Origin of the sequence: Priestia sp. YIM B13486 (genome assembly GCF_042787865.1) — a bacterium.
GTDB classification, from domain to species: Bacteria; Bacillota; Bacilli; order Bacillales; family Bacillaceae_H; genus Priestia; species Priestia megaterium.
In genome coordinates this window covers 76,978-101,466 of record NZ_JBHZOZ010000005.1, presented here as the reverse complement: position 1 = coordinate 101,466, position 24,489 = coordinate 76,978, and the positions used below count along the sequence as shown (strand labels likewise).

General features: G+C 38.7%; 28 protein-coding genes. 18 read left to right on the top strand and 10 right to left on the bottom strand.

The features are described 5' to 3' along the window. Position 1: 1 nt before the first annotated feature. The 4 genes from ACFX4G_RS15245 to moaD are packed head-to-tail and all read left to right on the top strand — an operon-like array spanning position 2 to position 2,479. Positions 2-1,267 carry a molybdopterin molybdotransferase MoeA gene (locus tag ACFX4G_RS15245; RefSeq protein ID WP_097824874.1) on the top strand — a complete coding sequence of 422 codons (1,266 nt, stop codon included), beginning with the start codon at positions 2-4 and terminating at the stop codon, positions 1,265-1,267. Then, entirely contained in the window at positions 1,255-1,782 is a 528-nt protein-coding gene (gene mobB / locus ACFX4G_RS15240; RefSeq protein ID WP_237075057.1) for a molybdopterin-guanine dinucleotide biosynthesis protein B, read from the top strand. The genes ACFX4G_RS15245 and mobB overlap by 13 nt, the downstream gene beginning before the upstream one ends. Beyond that, entirely contained in the window at positions 1,779-2,243 is a 465-nt protein-coding gene (locus ACFX4G_RS15235; RefSeq protein WP_025752620.1) for a molybdenum cofactor biosynthesis protein MoaE, read from the top strand. The genes mobB and ACFX4G_RS15235 overlap by 4 nt, the downstream gene beginning before the upstream one ends. 2 nt (positions 2,244-2,245) lie before the next feature. Beyond that, positions 2,246-2,479, top strand: coding sequence for a molybdopterin converting factor subunit 1 (moaD, locus tag ACFX4G_RS15230; protein ID WP_050688936.1), 234 nt, complete (start codon positions 2,246-2,248; stop codon positions 2,477-2,479). A 33-nt stretch (positions 2,480-2,512) separates the two neighbouring features. Here moaD and ACFX4G_RS15225 read toward each other — a convergent pair whose 3' ends face one another. The 4 genes from ACFX4G_RS15225 to ACFX4G_RS15210 form a co-directional block, all read right to left on the bottom strand. After that, the gene (locus tag ACFX4G_RS15225; RefSeq protein ID WP_340448299.1) at positions 2,513-3,154 is read right to left on the bottom strand and encodes a nitroreductase family protein; all 642 of its coding nucleotides are present in this window, start codon (positions 3,152-3,154) and stop codon (positions 2,513-2,515) included. A gap of 27 nt (positions 3,155-3,181) precedes the next feature. After that, positions 3,182-3,619 (bottom strand): MarR family winged helix-turn-helix transcriptional regulator, encoded by a 438-nt coding sequence (locus ACFX4G_RS15220; RefSeq protein WP_274156995.1) that lies wholly within the window; start codon positions 3,617-3,619, stop codon positions 3,182-3,184. Between the two features lie 68 nt (positions 3,620-3,687). Further along, positions 3,688-3,927 (bottom strand): hypothetical protein, encoded by a 240-nt coding sequence (locus tag ACFX4G_RS15215; RefSeq protein ID WP_377575736.1) that lies wholly within the window; start codon positions 3,925-3,927, stop codon positions 3,688-3,690. Between the two features lie 162 nt (positions 3,928-4,089). Then, complete coding sequence (locus ACFX4G_RS15210; protein WP_043977288.1) at positions 4,090-4,716, bottom strand: undecaprenyl-diphosphatase; 627 nt, start codon at positions 4,714-4,716, stop codon at positions 4,090-4,092. Positions 4,717-4,878: 162 nt separating this feature from the next. On the opposite strand from ACFX4G_RS15210, the gene ACFX4G_RS15205 reads away from it, so the two are divergent. From ACFX4G_RS15205 to ACFX4G_RS15195, 3 genes are all read left to right on the top strand, one after another. Next, positions 4,879-6,006 carry an MGDG synthase family glycosyltransferase gene (locus ACFX4G_RS15205; protein ID WP_377575533.1) on the top strand — a complete coding sequence of 376 codons (1,128 nt, stop codon included), beginning with the start codon at positions 4,879-4,881 and terminating at the stop codon, positions 6,004-6,006. A 158-nt stretch (positions 6,007-6,164) separates the two neighbouring features. After that, entirely contained in the window at positions 6,165-6,890 is a 726-nt protein-coding gene (locus tag ACFX4G_RS15200) for a response regulator transcription factor (protein WP_013059676.1), read from the top strand. After that, a complete protein-coding gene (locus ACFX4G_RS15195) occupies positions 6,868-8,223 on the top strand; it encodes a sensor histidine kinase (protein ID WP_097824871.1) in 1,356 nt (451 codons plus the stop codon). Before ACFX4G_RS15200 ends, ACFX4G_RS15195 begins: the two co-directional genes overlap by 23 nt. Positions 8,224-8,253: 30 nt before the next feature. Here the strand turns inward: ACFX4G_RS15195 and ACFX4G_RS15190 are convergent, their stop codons facing one another. Beyond that, the gene (locus ACFX4G_RS15190; protein ID WP_043977283.1) at positions 8,254-8,967 is read right to left on the bottom strand and encodes an FTR1 family iron permease; all 714 of its coding nucleotides are present in this window, start codon (positions 8,965-8,967) and stop codon (positions 8,254-8,256) included. Positions 8,968-9,184: 217 nt separating this feature from the next. On the opposite strand from ACFX4G_RS15190, the gene ACFX4G_RS15185 reads away from it, so the two are divergent. The 3 genes from ACFX4G_RS15185 to ACFX4G_RS15175 all read left to right on the top strand — a co-directional run bounded on the left by ACFX4G_RS15185 (position 9,185) and on the right by ACFX4G_RS15175 (position 11,681). Then, on the top strand, positions 9,185-9,811 hold the full coding sequence (locus ACFX4G_RS15185; protein ID WP_043977282.1) for an FMN-dependent NADH-azoreductase: 627 nt from the start codon (positions 9,185-9,187) through the stop codon (positions 9,809-9,811). Positions 9,812-10,219: 408 nt separating this feature from the next. Further along, complete coding sequence (locus ACFX4G_RS15180; RefSeq protein ID WP_230183992.1) at positions 10,220-11,113, top strand: LysR substrate-binding domain-containing protein; 894 nt, start codon at positions 10,220-10,222, stop codon at positions 11,111-11,113. 136 nt (positions 11,114-11,249) lie between these two features. Then, complete coding sequence (locus tag ACFX4G_RS15175) at positions 11,250-11,681, top strand: carboxymuconolactone decarboxylase family protein (protein WP_377575529.1); 432 nt, start codon at positions 11,250-11,252, stop codon at positions 11,679-11,681. A 37-nt stretch (positions 11,682-11,718) separates the two neighbouring features. On the opposite strand, the gene ACFX4G_RS15170 is transcribed toward ACFX4G_RS15175, so the two are convergent. Beyond that, on the bottom strand, positions 11,719-12,921 hold the full coding sequence (locus ACFX4G_RS15170; protein ID WP_377575526.1) for an MFS transporter: 1,203 nt from the start codon (positions 12,919-12,921) through the stop codon (positions 11,719-11,721). Between the two features lie 129 nt (positions 12,922-13,050). Further along, positions 13,051-13,845 carry an SDR family oxidoreductase gene (locus ACFX4G_RS15165; protein WP_025752640.1) on the bottom strand — a complete coding sequence of 265 codons (795 nt, stop codon included), beginning with the start codon at positions 13,843-13,845 and terminating at the stop codon, positions 13,051-13,053. Positions 13,846-14,016: 171 nt separating this feature from the next. On the opposite strand from ACFX4G_RS15165, the gene ACFX4G_RS15160 reads away from it, so the two are divergent. After that, positions 14,017-14,601, top strand: a complete 585-nt coding sequence (locus tag ACFX4G_RS15160) for a DUF502 domain-containing protein (protein WP_043977273.1) — start codon at positions 14,017-14,019, stop codon at positions 14,599-14,601. Between the two features lie 24 nt (positions 14,602-14,625). On the opposite strand, the gene ACFX4G_RS15155 is transcribed toward ACFX4G_RS15160, so the two are convergent. Beyond that, positions 14,626-15,498 (bottom strand): TetR/AcrR family transcriptional regulator, encoded by an 873-nt coding sequence (locus ACFX4G_RS15155; protein ID WP_013085359.1) that lies wholly within the window; start codon positions 15,496-15,498, stop codon positions 14,626-14,628. A 269-nt stretch (positions 15,499-15,767) separates the two neighbouring features. Here ACFX4G_RS15155 and ACFX4G_RS15150 point away from each other — a divergent pair, with 269 nt between their 5' ends. Further along, positions 15,768-18,878 (top strand): efflux RND transporter permease subunit, encoded by a 3,111-nt coding sequence (locus tag ACFX4G_RS15150; RefSeq protein WP_377575523.1) that lies wholly within the window; start codon positions 15,768-15,770, stop codon positions 18,876-18,878. Positions 18,879-18,914: 36 nt separating this feature from the next. Further along, positions 18,915-19,052, top strand: coding sequence for a hypothetical protein (locus ACFX4G_RS15145; RefSeq protein WP_014457868.1), 138 nt, complete (start codon positions 18,915-18,917; stop codon positions 19,050-19,052). Positions 19,053-19,085: 33 nt separating this feature from the next. Here ACFX4G_RS15145 and ACFX4G_RS15140 read toward each other — a convergent pair whose 3' ends face one another. After that, positions 19,086-19,259: a YozQ family protein gene (locus ACFX4G_RS15140; RefSeq protein WP_377575520.1), complete on the bottom strand. Its 174-nt coding sequence runs from the start codon at positions 19,257-19,259 to the stop codon at positions 19,086-19,088. A 111-nt stretch (positions 19,260-19,370) separates the two neighbouring features. Beyond that, the gene (locus ACFX4G_RS15135) at positions 19,371-20,357 is read right to left on the bottom strand and encodes an ABC transporter substrate-binding protein (RefSeq protein WP_377575517.1); all 987 of its coding nucleotides are present in this window, start codon (positions 20,355-20,357) and stop codon (positions 19,371-19,373) included. Between the two features lie 179 nt (positions 20,358-20,536). Between ACFX4G_RS15135 and ACFX4G_RS15130 the strand changes: the two genes are divergently transcribed. Genes ACFX4G_RS15130 through ACFX4G_RS15110 form a run of 5 tightly spaced genes read left to right on the top strand, consistent with a single transcriptional unit; the run spans position 20,537 to position 24,448 of the window. Next, complete coding sequence (locus ACFX4G_RS15130; protein WP_377575513.1) at positions 20,537-21,541, top strand: FecCD family ABC transporter permease; 1,005 nt, start codon at positions 20,537-20,539, stop codon at positions 21,539-21,541. Continuing rightward, positions 21,538-22,587 (top strand): FecCD family ABC transporter permease, encoded by a 1,050-nt coding sequence (locus ACFX4G_RS15125; protein ID WP_377575509.1) that lies wholly within the window; start codon positions 21,538-21,540, stop codon positions 22,585-22,587. The genes ACFX4G_RS15130 and ACFX4G_RS15125 overlap by 4 nt, the downstream gene beginning before the upstream one ends. 26 nt (positions 22,588-22,613) lie before the next feature. Further along, positions 22,614-23,441, top strand: coding sequence for an ABC transporter ATP-binding protein (locus ACFX4G_RS15120; protein WP_013059664.1), 828 nt, complete (start codon positions 22,614-22,616; stop codon positions 23,439-23,441). Continuing rightward, positions 23,431-24,198 carry an IucA/IucC family C-terminal-domain containing protein gene (locus tag ACFX4G_RS15115; protein ID WP_097824865.1) on the top strand — a complete coding sequence of 256 codons (768 nt, stop codon included), beginning with the start codon at positions 23,431-23,433 and terminating at the stop codon, positions 24,196-24,198. Before ACFX4G_RS15120 ends, ACFX4G_RS15115 begins: the two co-directional genes overlap by 11 nt. Beyond that, complete coding sequence (locus ACFX4G_RS15110; protein ID WP_013059662.1) at positions 24,191-24,448, top strand: YusU family protein; 258 nt, start codon at positions 24,191-24,193, stop codon at positions 24,446-24,448. Before ACFX4G_RS15115 ends, ACFX4G_RS15110 begins: the two co-directional genes overlap by 8 nt. Positions 24,449-24,489 lie beyond the last annotated feature (41 nt).

The following is a 24,489-nucleotide window of genomic DNA, read 5'->3' as shown; positions in this document are numbered from 1 at the left end:
AATGAGAGAAAAGCGAACTCCTATCCCTGTCGGAGAATGCGTTGGACGAGTGATGCAGTATGCAAAAAACAGAAAGCAAGAAATCATTGCGCTTGAAGAAGCTCACGGCAGATTTTTAGCTGAAGATTTAATAGCAGATCATGATATTCCTGCTTTTGATCGTTCTCCATATGATGGTTTTGCCGTTCGGTCACAAGATACGAAAGAAGCATCATCACTTCATCCAGTAGAACTGGCTGTTCGAGGAGAAATAGGAGCGGGTTCTGTTTTTGAACATACAGTCAGCGCGATGCAGGCTGTGCGTATTATGACAGGAGCTCCTATTCCTAAAGGCTGCGATGCGGTTGCAATGCTTGAAGTAACAAAAGAATATACGAAAGACAATCAGCCGATCGTTCAAATCAAGCGTTCGTTTAACAGCGGAGATAACATTTCTTTTCAAGGAGAAGAAACAACAAAAGACACTGTGTTAGCTTCAAAAGGAACGTATATCACTCCGGGAGTAGCAGCTCTTTTAGCCACATTTGGCTATAGTGACGTAGCTGTCTTCAAAAAACCTGTAGTTGGATTACTTGCAACTGGAAGTGAACTAGTGGAAGTGAGTGATCCTGTTGAACGGGGCAAAATTCGTAATAGCAATGCTCATATGCTGCGTGCGCAAATTGAAAAAGCTGGAGGCGAAGTGAACTATTTTGGTATTATGCCTGATGATTTAAGTCAGTGCTACAATGCGGTAAAAGCTGCACTATCAGAAGTGGACATGCTGATTACAACGGGCGGCGTTTCAGTAGGAGACTATGATTATCTACCAGATGTTTATAAACAATTACAAGCCGAAGTTCTTTTTAATAAAATAGCAATGAGACCAGGCAGTGTAACAACGGTTGCTCGTATGGAAGAAAAGCTTTTATTTGGCCTCTCGGGAAATCCTACAGCGTGCTATGTCGGTTTTGAACTTCTGGCTCGTCCGGTAATCAGTACATATGCGGGTAAAAGAACCCCTCATCTTCGGAAAGAAAAAGCTTTGTTAGGAAAAGACTTTTTAAAGCCAAATCCTTTTATGCGATTTGTATCTGGCAGGCTTTCATACAGGGAAGGACAGCTCATTGCTTCTCCATTAAGCTTTACAAAATCTAGTGCTGTTTCTTCTTTAGCTCATGCAGATACATTAATTATATTTCCTGGAGGGACGAGAGGATACAAAGAAGGAATGCTGGTTGACGTCTTATTGCTAGATGACGTGCGGGGAAGTGAATGGCCTTGGTAGCTTGTTGTACCGTTTTACAAGTAGTTGGATTTCAAAACAGCGGAAAAACTACTTTAGTGGAAAAGCTCATTAAAAGAGCGAAGCAATTCAATCTATGTGTAGGTTCTATTAAGCATCATGGACACGGCGGACCTCCAGATAGCAGCAGTGAGCTAAAAGACAGTCATCGCCACCAGCAAGCAGGTGCCGATGTGGCAGGTGTAGAGGGAGGTGGAATCCTTCAGCTTACGGCAGCTAGTAAAGACTGGAGCCTAAAAAAGCTGATTGATTTTTATCAATTTTTCTCGCCAGATGTCATTTTTGTTGAAGGATATAAAAAAGAATCCTATCCAAAAGCAGTCTTGATTCGAAGTGAAGAAGATCTTGTTCTGCTTTCCTCTCTAACCAATATTATATGCGTGATTAGTCACGTTCCGCTAAAAAAAGAAGTGCAGGGAGCATATCCAATATTTCACTTACAAGAAGACGAACTTTATCTTAATTTTTTATTGAAAGAAGTGGGGGAAAGAAGATGAACCAGCACTTATTTGAAGTAGTAAATCAGCCAATTGCTGTAGATGAAATAATTAAAAAAGTTTCTAGAAGAGACGCGGGAGCTATTACGACATTTATTGGAACGGTAAGAGAATTTACAAAAGGCAAGAAGACGCTCTCTCTTGAATATCAAGCCTATGTGCCAATGGCAGTGAAAATGCTTAGCCAAATTGGTGACGAAATTCAGGAAAAGTGGCCCGATGCGTTGACAGCTATTACTCACCGAATCGGGAAGCTTGATATAACAGAAGTCGCAGTAGTTATTGCCGTTTCTTCTCCGCATCGCAAAACAGCTTATGAAGCAAACGAGTATGCTATTGAACGCATTAAGCAAATTGTGCCAATTTGGAAAAAAGAATTTTGGGAAGACGGAACAAAATGGATTGGAGATCAGTTAGAAACGAAAGAATATCCTGAAGGAAAGCCATTGAAGGAGATGTGAAAATGATTAACGTCTTATTTTTTGCTGCTATACGTGAAGAGGCTGGAGTGGAACAAGTAACAGTTGATAAGCAAGATATAACAGTGAAGGAATTAAAGGAATATGTACAAAAAACGTATAAGCTTTCCTCTCTGGAGCAAACGATGACAGCAGTCAACGAAGAGTTTGTAACAGATGAAGAAGCCATTGGAACGGGAGATACCGTCGCATTTATTCCGCCCGTTAGTGGAGGATAAAAAAAGGTGCTGAATACACAGCACCTTTTTTTATTATCTAAATTGAGCTACTTTTTCGATTGGTAAACGTACAGACGGGTAACCGCTATTTGCTGCTTTGCCGATTGAAAGTAACATAACCGGCGCATAACGATCTTTGTCTAAACCGAATGCTTCGGCAATTTGATCTTTTTCATAACCGCCAATAGCGTTTGTATCATAACCGTGAGCACGTGCAGCAAGCATTAACTGCATGGATACTAAACCGCCGTCAATTAATACTGTTTCTTTATTTAATTCTTCAGAAGCAGCTGCGTAGTGCGCTTTGATTTTAGGGATTTGCATGTCTCTAATTTCTTGTGGCATATAGCCTAGTTCAACAGCTTTATCGTAAATTTCATCTAAATTTTCTTCACTTTTTAAATCGCCGAAAATCGCAATAACAGCTGCTGATGTTTCTACTTGTGATTGATTAAATTTAGCAAGCGGAGCTAATGTTGCCTTTCCTTCAGGGCTATCAATTACTAGAAAGCGCCAAGGCTGTGCATTAACAGAAGATGGAGCTAGCGTCGCTTCTGTTAAAATTTCTTTCATTTCTTCACGGCTGATTTTGACAGATGGGTCGTAATAACGAATAGATCTGCGCCCTGTAATAATATCTTGGAAATCATTGTTTAGTGTTTTTGTTTGCGTCATGATGAACTCTCCTTTATGTTAAAAATGTTATGACCGTTCAATGGCCGAAATGTTTACTTTTAAACGCTCAAGCATTTTGGAAAGCACCAGCTGTTCTTCTTCGCTGAAATCTTTAAATGCTTCATCAATAAAGCGAGCTTTTTCGTTTCGAAATGCACCGATTTTTTCATGTCCGCTTTTCGTAAGCTTTACAAATGTTACGCGGTTGTCATCAGGGTTTTTACGGCGTGATACAACATCTCTTTCTTCGAGCTGCTTTAAATGCCTTGTAATTGCAGCATTGTCAATGTTTACTTGCTGTTGAAGCGCCTTTTGACTCATTTCACCTGTTTCATAAAGCTGATGTAAAATATCAAGACGTGATTGGCTAACACCGGTACAATGCTCAAACTTTTGATTAATTTGTTTATTAACTTCTTGCAGAGCATACAGAACATTTGCTTTTTCAGAACATGAATGTGACAAGAAAGTCGCTCCCTTTTTCTATGATATTTATTGATGAATTAATATTTGATACATCAATGTTTGATACATCAACTAATATAAAATAAATAAAAGTGAAAGTCAAGAAAGTGAACTTTGTTTTTTAAAAATAATAAAAAAAGAGGCTGAGACGTAACGAAATGAATCCCATTGAAAGGTGAACAATCTGGATATGTAATCTGGACTGCTTGCTCGACCGCAGTTGATTTCCGTGCAAGGCTTCGCTTTCCGCGAGCGGCCGCTGAGCCTCCTCGTCGCTTGCGCTCCTGCGGGGGTCTCACCTGTTCCACTGTTCCCGCAAGAGTCTTCGCCTTGCCCTCCAATCAACTGCTGGAAGGAACGAAACAGATAAAATCTACGTTCACCATAACAAAAAAAACGAACCACTAATCAAACTGTTTGATTAGTAATTCGTTTTTCATTTCAGCTAAACTATTTTTGCCTCAGCCTCTTTAAGCTGAATGATTTTTTTTGCTAATTTGTTCATGTGTATAGGAAGATAGAAACGGAATACGCTTGATAATCAAATCGTGAATCCAGAATAATCGCTGAATAAGAGGAGTTGTTTTAGCTGAAACGTATATAATAAAGCATCCGATAGCTCCCGCAATCACCATGCCTCCAAGTACATCTGCTGGATAGTGAACGCCTACGTAAATACGTGAAAGGCCAGAAATGACAGCCCATATAAAAATGATGCTTCTCCATTTGTTTTTTCGTAACCACATGATCCAAGCAGCAGAAAAGACTAAAATCGAATGATCACTCACAAAAGATGAATTAGCCGGGTGCGGAATCAGCTTATGAACGTGATGAGTCACAAACGGACGTGGGTGGTAATACACCAGGTGAATGACCTCATTGATACATAGAGAAAGTACAATTGTAAACAACATGTATAAAGCCGTATAACGGTGATAAATTGTTCTTTCTGTTTTTCCGCTAAACCAAAGCAAAAGCAAACAAGCCATTATAAAATAAGGAACGCTATTCGTGATGATAATCATTACAGAATCCATTGCGCTGGATTCACCAGCAAACGAATTAATCCATTGAAATACTTCGTAATTGAGGTTCATTTGTTTTCTCCTTATGCAGTACTTTTCACTCTTAGTTTAGATTGACACTCTAAAAAAACGATGAATTTCACATTAAAAATCAATTAAAATCCGAAATTTAAGGACATTTAATGATATAAAAAGGAGAGGAAGAAACTGCTTTTAGAATAGGAGATGAAACAGTTGAAAAAGGTTTTATTTTTACCTCTTCTAAAAATGCCTTCTGGCCATCATCAAGTGGCAGAGGCGTTAATGGATATATTGGAAAGAAGAACAACAAATATTTGTTATAAAAAAATAGATTTATTAAGCTATACAAACGAACTATTAGAAAAAGTGGTCACAGGCACATATTTGAAATGGATTCGTTATGCTCCAGAAACGTACAATATGGCATACAAACATCTCTTTTATGAACCGCCTGTTCATTCATTCAAATGGTATCATCACGTATTCGCAAAAAAAATGGAGCACTTAGTTAAAGAAGAAAATCCGGATTTAATTATATGCACACATGGGTTTCCTTCTTATTTGCTCAGTCAATTAAAAGCAAAAGGCAAGTGCGATGTACCTATTATAAATGTCTACACGGATTTCTTTATTAATAATTTATGGGGAAAAGAAGAGATTGATTTTCACTTTCTCCCTAGTGAAGAAGTAAAAAAAGGACTTCGTGCTCAAAGTGAAATTCCACTTCAAAATATGATGGTCACAGGAATACCGGTACATGAAGAAATAACAAAAACAAGAACATTTAAGCATCCTGGTAATCGAAATATTTTAATTGCTGGAGGCAGCAGCGGTTTAGGCAATATTATGGATTTCTACAATGATTTAAAAGGTGCGAGCCATTTTCATTACTTTATCTTATGCGGCAAAAATCAAAAGCTATATGAAGAAATCAAGGGATGGGAATTACAGCACGTTACACCGATTCCATACATTTCATCACGCACAGAAATGAATGAACTGTATGAACAAGTGGATGCTATTGTAACAAAGCCAGGTGGTATCACGGTCAGTGAAGCTCTTCGCAAGAATTTACCGATTTTTGTTCATTCTGCTTTACCAGGTCAAGAAGAAGTGAATTTACGCTATTTAACAGAACGAAACTTAGTTCAAGAACTAAAGGCGGATCAATCGTTAGAAAGTCAGCTGCAGGCAGTGCTGCAGGATGCTGATAAAATGAGCACATTATATAACGCGATTGCTGCTTACCATAAAGAAATCGAAGCACAAACGCCTGAAGAACTTTTAGCAGTAGTCAATTGGATTTTAGGCGAAAAGCAAACGATTGGTCTTCATGCGTAAAACATTCATGTTTACAAACAATAAGGATAAGCTAAAAGACAAGTATGTTGAAAAAGTAGGGTTTAGATAAAAAAACAAACATCTTTTGAAAAAGGTGTTGTTTTTTTATCTAAAGAAGCTATTCTTTCACTTAAGACATTTGGTGAGAGGTGTATAACATGAAAGAGAAAATTTTAATTGTGGAAGATGAAGCGCAAATTGCGAAAGTGTTAAAGATTGAATTGGAATTTGAAGATTATGAAGTAGATGTTGAGTACGACGGGAAAGCGGGGTTAGAGACGGCAACATCCGCTCAATATGACCTCATTTTGCTAGACGTGATGCTTCCAAGTCTGAGTGGTATTGAGGTGTTAAGAAGACTTCGGAAAGCGGAAGTATTTACGCCAGTTATTTTATTAACTGCCAGAAATACGACGCTGGATAAGGTAATGGGCTTAGACCAAGGGGCTAATGATTATGTTACAAAACCGTTTGAAATTGAAGAACTGTTAGCACGGGTTCGCTCTTGTATTCGCTATCGTTCGCTCGTAGAAGCATCAGGAACGAAAGAAGCTGAAGCGGAGCTCTTAACGATAAGTGATTTGACCATTAATCTTGAAACAAGGGAAGTCCTAAGAAACAATGAATCCATTACGTTGACACCGAAAGAGTATGATTTAGTCGTGTATTTGCTTACGAATAAAAATAAAATTGTCACGAGAGAAGGAATTCTCACAAACGTTTGGGGCTATGAATATGAAGGAGAAACAAACGTAATTGATGTGTATATTCGCCACTTAAGAAAAAAAGTAGATGAAGGTTTTTCTACTTCTCTCATTCATACGGTGCGGGGCGTAGGATATATGATGAAAGAGGAGAAACATGAAGATCACGACGAAGATTAATTTACTGACAACAGCATGGCTAGTGGTTATTTTATTAATCATGAACATCGTTGTTTTTTTCTCCTTTACTAAATCTACCGTGAATATGGAACAGGACATTTTATTCGAAAAAGCACGCGAGATTATTCAAAAAGGTCAGCAAGATCATTCCGTGGAGCTCTCGCCGGAGTTACTAAAATTTTATTTGACCAACCATTCATTTATCCGAACAGTCTCAGAAAATTCTACGGTCATTAACCAGGTATCAAATGATCCTCATCTGGTGAAAATTAAGCCCGAATTTTCAAAGAAAAAAAAGGTGAAACTTCGCAAAATCAGAGAAAAGCAAGTATTGGTTATTCGCATGCCTGTCAAAGTCAATAATCAAGTCGTTGAAACGCTTGAGATTGGTGAGCTCCTGACTGGTTTTGAAACCCGTAAAGATATTTTGCTATCAATTTTGATTTTTTGTTCGCTTGTGTCCATTTTACTGTCTCTTTTAGGAGGAAGATGGTTATCACGCGTCATTATGCATCCTATTAAAAATATGGTCACAACGATGAAAGAGATCGAAGAGAGCGGTGTTCCTAAAAAAGTCCTCATTCAAACCGAAACGAGAGATGAACTGCAGGGGATGACCGTTACCTTTAATCATATGATTGACCGCTTGCGAGAAAATATTGAAAAGCAAAATCAGTTTGTTTCCGATGCTTCTCATGAATTAAAAACCCCTCTAACCGTTATTCGCAGTTATTCTAATTTATTAAGAAGAAGAGGGATTAAAAATGAAGAAATTACGCTCGATGCGATCGACACTATCTATGCCGAAGCAACCAAAATGCAAAAAATGATTGAAACGCTGCTTGATCTGGCAAGTGTGGAAAAAGAACAAACGCTTGATCTGAAGCAAACAGATCTTGTTCTTATTTTTGAACAAATCGTTAAGCAGCTGCAGCAGGTATACAAAAGAGAATTAGTTCTTCATTATGATCAAACGCCCATTATGATTGAAGTGGATGAACTAAAAATGAAGCAAGTATTGATTATTTTGCTTGATAATGCAATTAAATACAGTACGGATAAAATTGAAGTGACCGTTGAAAAAAAGCAGGAAGATGTCATTATCAAAGTAAAAGACTATGGAATTGGCATTCCAAAAGAAGATCTTGCACATATTTTTGAACGTTTCTATCGAGTCGATAAAGCCAGAAGCAGAGCTACGGGAGGAACGGGGCTTGGACTGTCGATTGCACAAACTATTGTCCGTCAGCATAAAGGCGAGATTTTTATTAAAAGTGAAGAAGAACAAGGGACGGAAGTTGTGATTCACCTTCCCGTTTCATCTACAAACTGAGAAAGCCGCCGTTAGGCGGCTTTTGTGGGATTATGATGCTGATTTTTGTTTTCTTACTCTTAATTTTTTTAACTCCGTTTGGAAGAATAGATACAGTGATGCAACTGTAAATACACTAAATCCAATTATTTCAAGGGGTTCTCCACCAGCTTCAAATAGCTTAACCAAACCTTCACCGCATAACTCTCCTCCAATAAAAATAAGGAAAACACCAAGCGCTTTAAAAATAATCCACAGGTTCAGCTTAATAGCTGTTTTGAACAGAATGTATGTAATAACGATGGCCAGCAAAATGCCACTTATACTGCCGAATACAATAGAAGAGGCGTGTTGATTCACTTGTGTCAGATTAAAAATAATTAGTTCTGTTCCTTCACGAAAGACAGATAAAAAGGCTAAAACGATTAATCCCCATTTGGAAGAGCTTCTGGAAATTTTTGATGTAACCGAAGATGTCATTTCTTTGCTCCGATGCAACCACAGAATAAAGTAAGCGATAAGACCTGCAGCTAAAAGCATCATGACTCCTTCAAAAATTTCTTCTGACTCTTCTTCTAACTCTCTCGCCTCATTAAAGCCAATAAAGCCAAATACTAAGCTGAAAATAAGGCCAGCAGCAGCGCCAATGAAGACGGAATACTTTAAGTCTTTTCGGCCAATTTTTGTAACATGAGCTAAAATAATTCCAATAATAAGTGAGGCTTCTAAACCTTCACGAAGCGACAAAGCCAAACTCGACCACATAAAAAGCTCCCCTTACTTTAAATGATAGTAATAATTAAATTCTCTCTAATTTTAATGATAATGATTATCGTTATCAATTTGTTTTTTTGCTCTTTAATAAAAATCTAATATAGGATTTTTCAGACTAAAGTATGAAGGTATTTCATTATAAAGTCGTTCGAAACGCACGAAAAAAGCGAATAAAATAAGAGTATGAACAATCAGTGGAGGTTTTAGTATGAGTTATACTCTTTTTATAAAAGCAAATGACAGATCGGCAAGTGAAGCGGTTAGCATGAAATTATATGATGCATTTTTAAAAAGCTATCAACAATCGCATCAAGATGAAGAAATAATAGAGCTAAATTTGTTTAAAGAAGAACTTCCTTATTTAGGTGCCGACATGATAAACGGTCAGTTTAAATTAGCAAGAGGGCTAGAAGTGACGGCAGCGGAAAACAAAGCAGCAGAAACTGCTAATTCCTACTTAGAACAATTTGTGAGAGCAGATAAAATTGTTATTGCCTTTCCGCTTTGGAATTTTACTGTGCCAGCCGTGCTTCATACGTACCTTGATTATTTAAATCAAGCAGGCAAAACGTTTAAGTATACGCCCGAAGGTCCGGTGGGATTACTAGGCGATAAAAAAGTGATGTTATTAAACGCGCGAGGCGGAGTGTATTCAGAAGGTCCAGCAGCTGAGGTCGAAATGGCCGTTAAATATGTCAGCAGCGTACTTCAATTCTTTGGAATCACGGATGTGAACTCTGTTATTATTGAGGGACATAATCAGTTTCCAGATCGTGGGCAAGAAATTATTGAAAGTGGTCTAGAACAAGCAGCACAAGCAGCCAAAACATTTTAAATCATATTCGTAAAAGAAGACGGGACAACAGTATTTTAGGTGAAGGTATATCCGAACGATGAATCGTTCGGATTTTTTGATGTTATGGTAAGCGTAGGTTTCATGCATGTAGTAGCTTCTAGATGTTGATTGGAGGGCAAGACGAAGACTCCTGCCGGAAAAGCGGAACAGGTGAGACACCGCAGGAGCGCAAGTGAAGAGGAGGCTCAGCGGTCGCCCGCGGAAAGCAACAGCGGTGTCACAAGCGGTCCATACCAGCGCCTTTATCCCATTTGTCCTTATTTAGATTAAATTGATTTATTATGTGTCCATCTTTTCTTTATATTTTTACTGTATATCCTAAAAAATAATAGGTAAAATGAATAAAAAATATAAAAGATATTCGCCTTATCTATAGGAGGAGCAGAGATGGATATTCGTCAGCTTAATTATTTTTTAGAAGTCGCTAAATTAAGGAGCTTTACTAAAGCATCTCAAAGTCTCCATATTTCACAGCCGACCTTGAGCAAAATGGTGAAAAACTTAGAAGAAGAATTGGAAGTAGAATTAATTGATCGGTCCGCAAGACAGATTGATTTAACGGATGCCGGGGAAGTGGTGTATGCGCAAGGACAAAAAGTCATGGCATCCATTGATGAGCTATCGACTTATTTATATGATGTGATGAATCTGAAGAAAGGAATGATTAAAATTGGAATTCCTCCATTGATTGGAGTTCTGTTCTTTCCAAAGATTATCAAAGGGTTTCAGCAGCTCTATCCAGATATTACGATTAAACTTATTGAATACGGAGCCAATCGTGTTCAAAAAGCAGTAGAAAAAGGAGAGTTAGACTTAGGTGTAGCGGTGCTTCCGGTAAATGAACATCTTTTTGATATTAATCCTTTTATCTCTGAAAAAATGCTTTTATATGTTCACCATTCCCATCCTTTAGCCTCTAAAACTCATGTGGAAATTAATGAATTGGCCCAAGAGAAATTTATTTTATTTAATGAAGATTTTACGCTTCACGACCGGCTTATTCATGCATGTCAACAAGCAGGATTTGAACCTAACGTAGCTTACGAGAGCTCTCAATGGGATTTTATTGGTGAAATGATTGCCGAAAACTTAGGAGTATCTATCTTTCCACAGTCCATTGCGGCAAAAGTAGATTCCTCTATTGTAAAAGCAGTTCCTATTACTAACCCTTCAATTTCATGGGATTTAGGATTGATTTTAAAAAAAGATAAGTATATTTCATATGCCTCTAAGCAATTTCTTCACTATATGAATGAACAGCATTCTGCTTTATATAGATAAAATGCATATGTTGTATTGAATATATGTATTTTACGAAAGAGAGAACGTGCGTTAAAGTAGATAGTGTAGAAAACATACAAGAAAACAAACATTGATTCCGCGCGGTGTCAGTAAAAAATACGGAGGTTGATTTTACATGGCACAAGATAGTTATCAAAAAGGTTTAGATAAATTAATGGAATATACATTAACGAGTAACGATGATATTTCAACTCATTTAAAAATTACAGAAGACTTAAAAGACCTAGCTCCTGACGTTGGGAAATATATTATTGAATTTGCCTATGGAGACATTTATTCACGACCGGGTCTAACCAATAAGCAACGAGCATTAGTTACCATTTCATCATTAGTCACTCAGGGTACAGAGCCTCAGCTTGAGCTGCATTTAAATACAGGTTTAACAGCTGGACTAAAGCCGAAGGAGATTGTGGAGAGCATTATTCAATTAATCCCATACACAGGCTTCCCTCGCGTGTTAAATGCTTTAAGCGTAGCCAAGAAAGTATTCGCTCAGCGTGACGTGGAAGTAGAGGCAGATGAAAAAGAGCTGGTAGAAAATAAATAATAAGCACAACAAAGACGCTCTAAAAGAGCGTCTTTGTTTATACGAGCTGCTTTTGTTTGGTTTCTTTTCCTAGAAAAACAACCGAACCAACACCGATTAAAATAGCTCCACAAAAGATTGAGAACGTAACGGTTAAAGACATACCTTGCGTTGACATATATCCAACTAACAGCGGCCCTAAAATTCCTCCAATTCGTCCAAAAGAAGCAGCCATTCCAGCTCCTGTGCCTCGGATAGATGTCGGATATTGCTCAGGTGTATACGCGTATAAAGCACCCCAAGCACCTAAGTTGAAGAAAGACAACAGCATACCTGCTGTTAGCAGCAGCCAAAGTGACTCCGCATTTCCGAAGATATATGCGCTGGCAGCCGTACCTAACAGATATGTGACCAATACGAATTTTCGGCCCATGCGTTCAATAAACCAAGCAGCCGTATAATAGCCAGGCAGTTGAGCTAATGTCATAATCAATACGTATTCAAAGCTTTTGATCAAGCTAAAACCTTTAATGACCATGACGCTAGGTAGCCATAAAAACATGCCGTAATATGAAAATACAACGCAAAACCACAGAACCCAGAGCATAATGGTAGATTGACGATAAGGCTTAGACCACACGCTTCTTACATTGTCCGCAATCGACGGTTTCTTTTCTTTTGTCGCTTCCACAAACTGAGGAGAATCGGGCAGTTTAATGCGCAAATAAATGGCATAAAACGCTGGAATAGCCGTTAGGATAAGCGCTAGCTGCCACCCGTAAGCTGGGATTACAAAATAAGAAATAAGCGCTGCCAGTAGCCAACCGAACGCCCAAAAACTTTCTAACAGCACGACCACTTTACCGCGTTTTTCCGGCGCCACGGTCTCAGAAACAAGTGTAGAAGCAACAGGCAGCTCTCCTCCTAAACCCATTCCAATTAAAAATCGAAATACTAAAAAAGCAGCAAGGGTAGTAGTAAGAGCCGAAAGGCCGCTTGCCACTGAAAAAAGAACAAGAGTTACAATAAAAACAGTTTTTCGCCCAATTCGATCAGCCAGTAACCCAAACACCAAAGCTCCAACCGCCATTCCGATCGAGTTAACGCTGCCTATCCAACTCATTTCAGTAGGGGAAAGTCCCCATTCAGCGTGAAGAGCTGCAATGATAAAAGACAAAATGCCAACATCCATTGCATCGAAGAGCCACCCGAGCCCTGCGATGCCAAGAAGCTGACGTTCTGATAATTGTTTTGTTTTCATGTCTTCCTCCTAGAAGCAAAGAATTTTGCTTTAAGTTTACACTTGTCTTGACATAATGTCACGTCTATTTTAAAGAAAAAATTCAAACGGAAAAGCTCTATACCTACTGGTATAGAGCTAATTTTATGCTCACATTTTATCGTAAAGCATTTTTCCAGGCCACGTATACGCCATATGACCGCCGTCTACAGTAATGCAATCACCTGTCACATATGAGCTGTCATCAGATGCTAAAAATAATACAGCACCGGCTACTTCTTCCGGTTTTCCTAGACGCCCCATCGGATCGACCCATTCATATGCTTTTCTGAATTTTTTTCCTTCTTCAGCGCCTGATAAATCATCAAGAAGAGGTGTTTCGATTGTTCCAGGAGCAATTGAGTTAACGCGAATACCTTCACGAGCGTAGTCAATTGCCATGGTTCTTGTTAGGTTGGTAATAGCACCTTTCGCCGCGTTATAGCCAGAACGATCTAAGTCTGCTGCCAGTCCGGACACAGATGAATTATTAATAATCGATCCGCCATTTTCTAACATCAGCGGAATAACGTATTTGCTTACAAGAAACGTTCCGCGTAAATCTACCGACATTAAGCGATCCCAAAGTTCTACTGGATATTCGTGAAGCTTGCCGCCTTCTGTGTCTGTACCGGCATTATTAAAAAGAATGTCCACTTTACCAAATTTCTTTTCAATTTCTGCTGTGAATTCTTTTACTTTTTCTTCTTCAGCTACATCGATATAGTAGGCGTAGGCTTCACCGCCAGCATCTTTAATTTCTTGTGCTACTTTTTTCACACCGTCTAAATTAATATCGGCACAAATAACAACCGCGCCTTCTTTCGCGAAGCGCTCAGCGGTTGCTTTTCCTATGCCAGAGCTTGACCCTGTAATAACAGCAATTTTTGATTCTAAACGTCCCAATTGTATCCCTCCGAAAAAATAAATATATAAGTATGTATGTTCATGTACCCATCTATTATTTTGATAAAACGTCGCTAGTTTATACGTATGTGAATAAGAATAAAGAGGGGCAGCGAAAATAAATCCATTGTATAATGAACAGCAGTATGTTAGAAAAAATGAGGTGTTTGCATGAAAGCAATCATAAAAAGTTTTATTAATGGGCTCTTAACGATTGTTCCTATTATCCTCGTTATTTATATTTTGGTAAGAGTGTTTAATTTTTTAGACAGCATTTTAGGAAACGTATTGAAGCCCTACATGAAGCAGGATTATATACCGGGGGTTGGGATCTTAGCGACTCTTGTCTTAATTACGTTCTTAGGATGGTTATCCACTCGTTTTTTTGCAGGGAAAATCATTAACTTAATTGACCGGTTGTTAGAAAGAATACCGCTTGTTAAAACGCTATATATCGTCATTAAAGATACGCTTCAATCTTTTCTTGGAGAAAAAAAGTCCTTTTCAAAAGTAGTTTTAGTGATGATGCCCGGCACGTCAATGAAAGTCATAGGGTTTGTGACCTCCGAAGAAGTAGAAGAGGTGATTCACTCGTTAAAAGACCACGTAGCCGTCTATGTTCCGCAAACTTTTCAAGTAGCTGGTTTTACTTTTTTGATTCCAAAAGAAGAAATTGAATGGTTAGATATTAAGCCGGAAGAAGCAATGAAGTTCGTGTTATCTGGGGGAGTATCTAGTTCAAAAGCAGAAAAATAACAGAAGGCTTGTTGAAGCCTTCTGTTATTTTTGTTGGAGTAAGGCTGTTAAAAGATTAAGCGGTTCTTCCAACGGTTTAAGTTCCGTTAAATTTCCAACCATGCCTTTTACAATAGCAGCGGTAGGCTTATCTTTTTTTAGCTCCGTTTGTAAAATGTGAAAGCTGTCTGCGTGCTCATCAGAAATATGATCGCTGGTGTCTAGCAGATGTTTAATTTCCTCAAGAGCTTGTTTTACCTGCTCATTTTTACTGAGAAAAGTCGTTCTTTCCTTTCCATATATATCTTCACCAAAAGAAGCAGGAATAAGGGGACGAGGTTTTCTAGCTAATAAATCTTCTACTAATACATCAACTCGATCCATTATGTACTGTGCTACTTCTTTAAATGTAAGTTCGAATTGATTGAAGATAATAATTTCTAAAAAGGAATGATGAATACCTTCAATCATTTTCGTTAAATCCGAGATATAAGGAGTTACGTCTTCTCCGTATACGCTAACGAGGCTTTTGCGATGAAAGTAAAACGTTTCTCGCTGCATTTTATGAACAAAGGTCTCCACTTCTTTGTTAAATGGAATAGATTTTTCACGAATTTGCATGATAATAAAATCTCTGTGCTCCGTAATAAATTCATAGAAATAGATGAGCTGATTCATATAGCGGCTGCGGGCATCGTTTACTTCCTCGTCGAGAGCATAAACAGAGCTAAACAGCTTTTCATAGTAAAAGTTTAGAATTGATAATAAAAGTGCATCCTTAGATTTGAAGTGCAGGTAAAATGCACCTTTTGAAATGTTGCATTCATCTACAATTTCTTGCACAGAGGTAGCATTAAATCCTTTTTTTGCAAAAAGCTTAATCGAAGCTTCAATTATTCTCTTTTCTTTTTCTTTCATGTATTCTACCTCCTTTATTGAACAATTTAGCCATTCATTTCGTTAGATAATAGTATCATACACTAAAAAAGATAAAGGTATATATCAAAGTTAAAACCGGGAGTCAGTTCCTTTAAAAAACGATTTATCGTAAATATGTCTTTATTATGAACATGTTAGGAGAGAGCCTGCTTAGGGTTGACACTGACCGGTTAGTCATTTATATTTTAAGTTGTTGTGACCGATCAGTCAATTTTATTAGTATACATATATTTGAAGGAGGATATGCATTGGGGAAGTTTATTAAATTTTCATTGAAAAATAAATTTGCAGTATGGCTGTTAACACTATTTGTCATTATTGCAGGGCTGTATTCAGGGTTTAATATGAAGCTAGAGACCATTCCTGATATTTCAACGCCTGTTGTAACAGTCAGTGCAACTTATCCGGGAGCCACTCCGGAACAAGTGGCAGATAAGGTGAGTAAGCCGATTGAACAAAAGCTTCAGGGACTGAGCGGCGTTGACACAGTTAGCTCATCTTCTTATGAAAATATGGCTACTATTCAAGTTGAATATAGCTTTAGTAAAGATATGGAGAAGGCAGAAGACGAAGTTAGACGAGCTCTTTCAAACGTAGATCTGCCAGATGATGTAGAGGAACCAAATGTTTCAAGACAAAGCATTAGTGATTTTCCGATTATTTCATTAAGCGTTTCAGATGATAAAAAATCATTAGAAGAATTAACGAAGTATGTAAAAAATACTGTTGTTCCACAAGTTGAAAAAGTGCAGGGGATTTCTTCGGTCAGCGTGTCAGGAGAACAAGTTGAAGAAGCAGAACTTGTATTCAAACAAGATAAGCTCAAGCAGCTGGGACTCGATGAAGATACGGTGAAAAAGCTTATCCAAGCATCTGATGCAAAAGTGCCGGCTGGTACGTATACGATGGATGGATCTCAAAAATCTGTTGTGGTAGACGGAAAGATGACAACAGAAAAAAATTTGGAAAACTTAGAGATTCCAGCTGTGCCTAGTCAAGGAGCTGCTCGAGATCAGCAACAAGGAATGAGCCAGCAGCAGACACAAGGAGCCGTTCAGCAGGCGCCGTCCGCAGCTTCTATTCCCACTGTGAAATTAAAAGAAATTGCGGATATTAAAGTGACGGGGAAAGCAGAATCTATTTCTCGCACGAATGGAAAACCTTCAATTGCTGTACAAGTTGTCAAAGCGAAGGATGCGAACACAGTAAATGTTGTAAATGATATTAAAGAAAAAATGAATAGCCTAGAAAAGAAAAACAAAGACCTTCACGTTGACAATATTTTTGATCAAGGTAAACCGATTGAAGATTCTGTTCATACGATGCTAAATAAAGCTATTATCGGTGCGGTCTTTGCGGTTATTATTATTCTTTTATTTTTACGTGATATTCGTTCAACGATTATTGCCGTTATTTCGATTCCGCTTTCGTTATTAATCGCCATTTTAGCGCTCAAATCAATGGATATCTCTTTAAATATTATGACGCTCGGAGCGATGACTGTAGCCATTGGAAGGGTTGTAGATGATTCCATTGTCGTTATTGAAAATATTTACCGCCGCATGGCTTATCAGGAAGAAAAGCTTAAAGGAAAAGATTTAATTGTCGCGGCAACGAAAGAGATGTTTGTTCCAATTTTCTCTTCTACAATCGTAACCGTGGCCGTATTCTTACCGTTAGGTCTAGTAGAAGGACCGGTAGGAGAGCTATTCTTACCGTTTGCGTTAACCGTTGTTTTTGCACTGTTAGCATCACTGCTAGTAGCGGTAACACTCGTGCCGATGCTTGCTCATTCGTTATTTAAAACAAATGTAAAAGTAAAAGAAGAAAAACCAAGCAAACTAGCGCACGGATATAAGCGAATTTTGAACTGGACGCTAAACCATAAGCTTATTTCCTTTGGGTTAGCCGTACTACTGTTAGTAGGAAGTTTATTCTTAGTTCCTTCTATTGGCGTGAGCTTCTTATCATCCGATCAAGAAAAAACGCTGACGCTTACGTATACACCGAAAGCCGGACAGTCTCAAAGCGACGTAGAAAAAGCAGCAAATCGCGCAGAAGCGTACTTGATGAAGCGAGAGGGTGTCAAAACGGTTCAGTATTCGTTCGGTGAAGGTAACTCTTTTAATCCGGGAAGCAAAAATAACGTTTTAACATTTGTGCAATATGACGAGGATACACAAAACTTTGATAAAGAGCAGGATAAAGTATTAAAAGCTCTTAATAAACAAGCGAATCAAGGTGAATGGGGCTCAATGAATACGGCGTCTAGCGGTAGCAATAATTCATTAAACGTCCTTATTTACGGAGATAGCTTAGATGAAATCAAACCTTATGCTGATAAAGTTCAGCATGTTTTAGACAAGCATAAAGAACTGAAAAATGTCGATTCTACGCTTTCAGATACGTTTGATGAATATACGCTAGTACCGAATCAAAAGAAAGCCGCTAAACTGGGCTTGTCTGCTAGTCAAATCGGCATGCAAATTTCGAACCTTGGCCAGCGTGAAGTATTAACGACTATCCAAAAAGATGGAAACGAAATTAACGTATACCTTCCAAAAGAAAAAGAGGATTTCTCTACTTTTGCCGAACTTTCAAGCACAAAAGTGACCTCTCAAACTGGACAGGAAGTTACATTAAATGAAGTTGTCGATATTAAAAAAGGTAAAACATCGAATACGGTAACTCGCCGTGATAATAAAATTTATGCAGAGGTAAGTGCCGATATTAAGAGTGACGATGTAGGCGGCGTTTCTTCTAACGTTCAAAAAGAAGTGAAGAAAATTGATTTGCCAAGTGATATGGATATTAACTTTGGCGGAGCATCAGAGCAAATTAATGACTCATTTAGTCAATTAGGAATTGCTATGCTCGCAGCCATCGGTATCGTGTACTTCGTACTAGTACTGACATTTGGTGGAGGGCTAGCACCGTTTGCTATCTTATTCTCACTTCCATTTACACTTATTGGTGCACTAGTGGCGCTGTTAATCTCTGGAGAAACAATCAGCATTTCTTCGATGATTGGAGCTCTTATGCTGATTGGAATTGTGGTAACCAATGCAATTGTTCTGATTGACCGCGTGATTCATAAAGAGCAAGAGGGTCTGTCGACGCGTGAAGCGTTACTAGAAGCTGGAATGACCCGTCTTCGCCCGATCTTAATGACAGCTATTGCAACGATTGGTGCACTGCTTCCATTAGCGTTTGGATTTGAAGGTGGAGGCCTTATTTCAAAAGGGCTAGGGGTTACGGTAATCGGAGGACTAACAAGTTCTACGCTGCTTACGCTCATTATCGTTCCAATTGTCTATGAGTTTTTTATGAAGTTTAAGCGCAAAAAAGTAAAAAAGTAGAAGCAAAACAAATTTCCGCTTTTGAGGTGAATAGCGATGAAGTCAATTGATAAACTAATGAAACAGTTGATTCAACAAGGAATTAAAGCAAAGAAAGTAACGATTGATAAATCAAAGCGCCAGCAGTGGATGTCCATGTCATTGCCTAAAACGGCATGGCAGCATTCAAAATAAAAAAGAGCTGACTTAGAGTCAGCTCTTTTTTTATTAACGATCTGTATCTTCAAATGATCCTTCTTGATAGGCGTCGCTTACTTGCTCATGTGTTTCTGCTAGGCCTTGTGAGAGTGCATCGTGTCGGTTATAATCTTCTGTTTCGAACTGACGGTCAGCCATTTCATTTGTATCAGGCTGCTTTTTAGGCTGTTTTTTTGAATTCATTTTCACCACTCCTATTTAATAAAGTGAGACCACGGTTAGTGTGCGATGAAAGGAAATACATTATACATGCAAAAAGAGCTTCGGTTCGTCGAAGCTCTTTCTTTCATATTATTATTGTTTTTTATCTAAGAAGATTTTTTCAATATCATCAAGTACGATATTAGCTGCTAACACACCGCCTGCTGTATTCCAAGTAGCATCATCTACTTTATGAACATGGTCTTCTTGAGCTACTTTTAACTTTTTGAAAAGCGGATCGTTTATCCATTCTTTTTCAAGCTTTGTTGCTTCGCCGTCTCCCGTTTCATAAGAGAAGTAGAATAGCTGATCGCCGTCCATTGCCGGAATGCGTTCTTTTGTTGCATTCATTTCAGCAAAATCATTTTTGTTTTGAGATTCAGGGCGAGCAAAACCAAGCTGATCTAAAATAACGCCTGAGAACGAATCTTTATGATAGATACGAACGTCTCCAGCTGTAAAGCGTACAACTGAGATTTTTTGTTTTAACTGATCACCAAGACGTTTCTTTAAATCTGCTACGCGATTGTCATAGTCAGCTAATACTTCTTTACCTTTTTCTTCTTTATTCACAGCTTTTGCATATAACTTAAAGTTTGATTTCCAGTCTCCGCGCAGCTCTTCAGAAAATACAGTCGGAGCAATTTGACTCAGCTGATCGTATACTTTTTCTTGGCGCATCTTATTTCCGATAATCAAGTCAGGTTTTAAAGCTGCGATTGCTTCTAAGCTTGGTTCGCTTTCTGTACCTACACTTTTAACGCCTTTCATCTGACCTTTAATATGGTCATACCACGGATTTCCTAACCATGATTGAACAGCACCCACAGGCTTTACACCCATTGCAAGCAGAGCTTCAGTACCTTCGTTTGTTAAAACGACCACTCGTTTAGGTGTTCCTTTAATCTCTGTTTTATCCATTGCGTGTTTTACTGTATAAGTTTCGCCAGAACCCTCAGTTTTTTCTTTTTTATTATCGTCAGCGCTGTTTGAATTACCGCAGGCTGCCAGCACAAGCAGTGTCATAATGGTAAGAATGGATAACAAATATGACAACTTGCCTTTAGAATATGTATTCACATCTCTTCCTCCTCTTAAGTGATAATGATTTTCATTAACAATTAAGATAATATTCTAACTTTTAAGCGGTGTCAATTAAAAATTGAAAATGATTCTCAAAATCATTGACACTTTTTTCAATGTTTCCTAAACTAAAGGTTAGATATATATAGGAATCATCTTAGAGGAGAGCAATGAAAATGATGCTACGCAGTGTTCAAATGAAAGTAATGGGGCTCATCATTGGAATCATGCTGCTTTTAATCTGTATTGGATTAAGTATCGTACTCGGATACACAGATACAAGTATCAAGACAGCATTTGAAGCTTTTCAAGCGTTTAACGGTTCGAATGAGCACATAGTTATTCAAAATATTCGATTGCCGCGCGCTATAATCGGTGCTGTGGTAGGTATTTGTTTAGGAATTGCAGGAGCAATGATGCAGGCGTTAACGAAAAACCCACTTGCTTCACCAGATATTATTGGTGTGAACGCTGGGGCCAGCTTTTTTATTGTTGTTGCAGTGATGATTTTTTCGGTCAATTCACTTCAAGCTTTTACATGGATTGCATTTGTAGGAGCGGCATTAACCGTAGTGGTTGTCTATTTTCTTGGGTCCATCGGAAAAGAAGGATTAACGCCTATTAAATTGACGCTCGCAGGAGCGGCTATTGCAGCCTTTTTCTCTTCTTTAACACAAGGTCTGCTGGCTGTCGATGAATCTTCACTTGATCAAGTTCTCTTTTGGCTGGCTGGGTCTGTTCAAGGGCGCAAGGTGGAAATGCTGTATGACATACTGCCTTATGTAGTGCTAGCAATTATTGTCACGTTTTTTATTGCTTCAAAAATTAATATTTTAACGATTGGTGAAGATGTAGCTAAAGGATTAGGTCAAAGAACGGCTCTTGTGAAAATTATAAGCGGGATCATTATTGCCATTTTAGCTGGTGGAGCCGTTGCAGTAGCCGGTCCGATTAGCTTTGTGGGAATCATTGTTCCTCATGTTGTAAGAGCAATTGTAGGACAAGATTATCGCTGGGTATTTCCCTATAGTGCGGTTGCCGGCGGGATTTTAATTTTATTAGCTGATGTTGCGGCTAGGTATGTCATTATGCCTCAAGAAATCCCTGTTGGAGTCATGACTGCTGTTATTGGTACACCTTTCTTTATCTACATGGCAAGGAAAGGGGCGAAGGCGTCATGAAAACATACTTATCTCTTCGCTTAAAGCGGATTTCATTTTTAATTAACATAAAAGCAGCTTTGATTATCACTGGTTTTTCAGCTGTACTTATTGCTCTTTTTTTATTAAGTGCAGGTACGGGTGACTTATTTATCAATCCCTTTCGTGTGATTAACATTTTAGCGGGTCATGGACTGGAGTTTGAACGGTTAGTTGTTACCTCCTTTAGACTTCCGCGCATTATCGTTGCCATTTGTGCCGGTATTTGTTTAGCCATTGCAGGTGCTATCTTGCAGGGGCTTGTGCGAAATCCGCTTGCTTCACCAGACTTAATTGGATTAACAGGGGGAGCGTCAGTCGGTGTAGTGTTATTTTTGACACTATTTAGTGATAAAAGCAACTCGTTAACCGTAAGTATTAATTGGATGCCTGTTAGCGCATTTTTAGGTGCATTGGCAGTGGCGCTTTTACTTTATGTGTTTGCCTGGAAAAATGGCGTCTCTCCTATTACACTAGTATTAATAGGAATTGGATTAACAGCGTTAACGAAAGCTATGACCACGCTGTTTATGATTATGGGTCCTATCTATCGCGCAAGCCAGGCAAATATTTGGATTACAGGAACGGTGTATGGCTCAAACTGGGCCAGTGTTTCCGTACTAGTTCCTGTTACAATAGGGCTGGTTATAATCACGATTTTAATGATTCGAAATTTAAATGTTCAAGAATTAGGTGAAGAAATTGCGACTAACGTTGGAAGTCGCGTTCAAAAAAATCGATTGGCACTATTACTGATGAGTACAGCTTTAACAGGAAGCGCCGTTGCATTTGCCGGCGGGATTAGCTTTGTAGGATTGCTTGCTCCACATATTGCCCGAAAGCTGGTAGGTTCTTCGTTCGGAGCTTTAATACCGCTATCGGCACTAATCGGAGCGATTTTAATCACAGCAGCAGATTTAATTGGCCGAACATTTTTCTTGCCAATCGAAGTGCCAGCAGGTGTATTTACAGCTGCAATTGGCGCACCGTACTTCATTTATTTACTATACAAACAAAGAAACGTATAGCATTCTTTGTAGAAGGAGCGATTCGCATGCATTCGTTAGAAACAAAATCGCTAACATTATCATATGGAGAAGCGATGATTATAGATGAGCTTGACGTTACCATCCCAAAGGGTGAGATTACGGTTTTTATCGGCAGTAATGGATGCGGAAAATCTACGCTGCTGCGTTCACTAGCAAGACTATTAAAGCCACATGCAGGCTCTATTTTACTAGAAGGCTCTAAAATTTCCTCTCTTCCGACCAAGGAAATTGCAAAGCAGCTAGCAATTCTTCCGCAAGGTCCTGTTGCACCTGAAGGGCTGACAGTGCTTCAGCTTGTTAAACAAGGGCGCTATCCGTATCAAAATTGGTTCCGTCAGTGGTCTCAAGAAGATGAAGAAAAAGTACAAAATGCACTCGAAGCAACAGGGTTAGCAGACTTGGCTGATCGTCAAGTTGATTCGCTTTCTGGAGGACAGCGTCAGCGCGCATGGATTGCTATGACATTAGCACAAGATACGGATATTATTTTACTTGATGAACCGACAACGTATTTAGATATGACGCATCAAATTGAGATCTTGGACTTGTTGTTTGAACTGAATGAAAAAGAAAATCGTACCATCGTAATGGTGCTGCATGATTTAAACTTAGCCTGCCGCTATGCTCATCATATTGTGGCGCTTCAAGATAAAAAAATCTATGCACAGGGAAGACCAGAAGAAGTCATTAACTGCGATTTAGTACAGCGAGTCTTTAATATGAACTGTGAAGTGACGGTGGATCCGTTATTTGGAACGCCTCTTTGTATTCCTCATGGGCGCGGACGATGTATTGTGAATAAGCTGCGCGTTGAAACGCAGCATGCTCAATAAGAAAGAGCAAAGCGAGTTAGCAGAAAAATTCCGCTGTACGTTTAAAGATAACTCGCTGTATAGGTTGTCTCCCTCCAGCTGCATGGATGAAAGCACGCTGCGGATGCAGCTGCTATGGATTCAACAGACGATGGAGGCTGATAACTTGAGAGCAGCTGCCTCCATGTTAGCTAAGCGGTATAGCTTTGTTGTGGTGGCGGCTTTGTATTCATTTATTGTGTTTCAAAAAAAGATAAATGCATCGACTAAAAATGTTTCGTTGCATACAGAAGACGCTGAAACGATGTGGCTCCCAAAAGTGTTCATCTCAGAAACTGAGACGAAAGAAGTAACAGAGGACAATCGGAAAATTCTTCTTGATGAACTTCTTGATGAATTGTTTGCTCATCACATTGAGCGGATATGGTCATCACTGCGTAAAGTGACAAAAATCTCGAAGCTGACGCTGTGGGAAAACGTAGCTGTTTATATCCACTGGCTTTGTGATTTGCTTTTAGCAAATGAAGAAATAGAAAATGTGCAAGTACAAAAGAATTTACGATATGTGTTGGAAGAAGCTGAGGGTCATCACTTTGGTTCATACCATCATAATCCGTTTGCTAGGTACAGTTCACCTCTTCAAGTAGAGAAGCAAAAGCAGGAGATAAGAGGTCGGCAAACGTGCTGTTTGTCTTACCAAACAGGAGATAAAAAGACTTATTGTCGAACGTGTCCGGTTATTTGTAAACCAAAGAAAGGAGTGATTGTGCATGAGTAAAACCTTTCAAGAGCAATTCGACGGTTTAATTGAAAAGTATACGGAACTAATGGTTGGTCAAAGTGACGAGCAGCTACAAGAAAAAGTAAAAATGTGGGCACTTTACAACCATATCTCAAAATCCATGCCGCCTTTAACCAAGCATTGGAATCAATTATATCCAGAAGCAAAAGCGGAAATGGTCGAGATTGTGAAGGAAATAAAAGAGCTGAATGAAGCGCATCGAGCGTCACAGCGAAAACCAGAATAAAAACATTCATCACAAAGCTGATGGATGTTTTTTTATCCAAA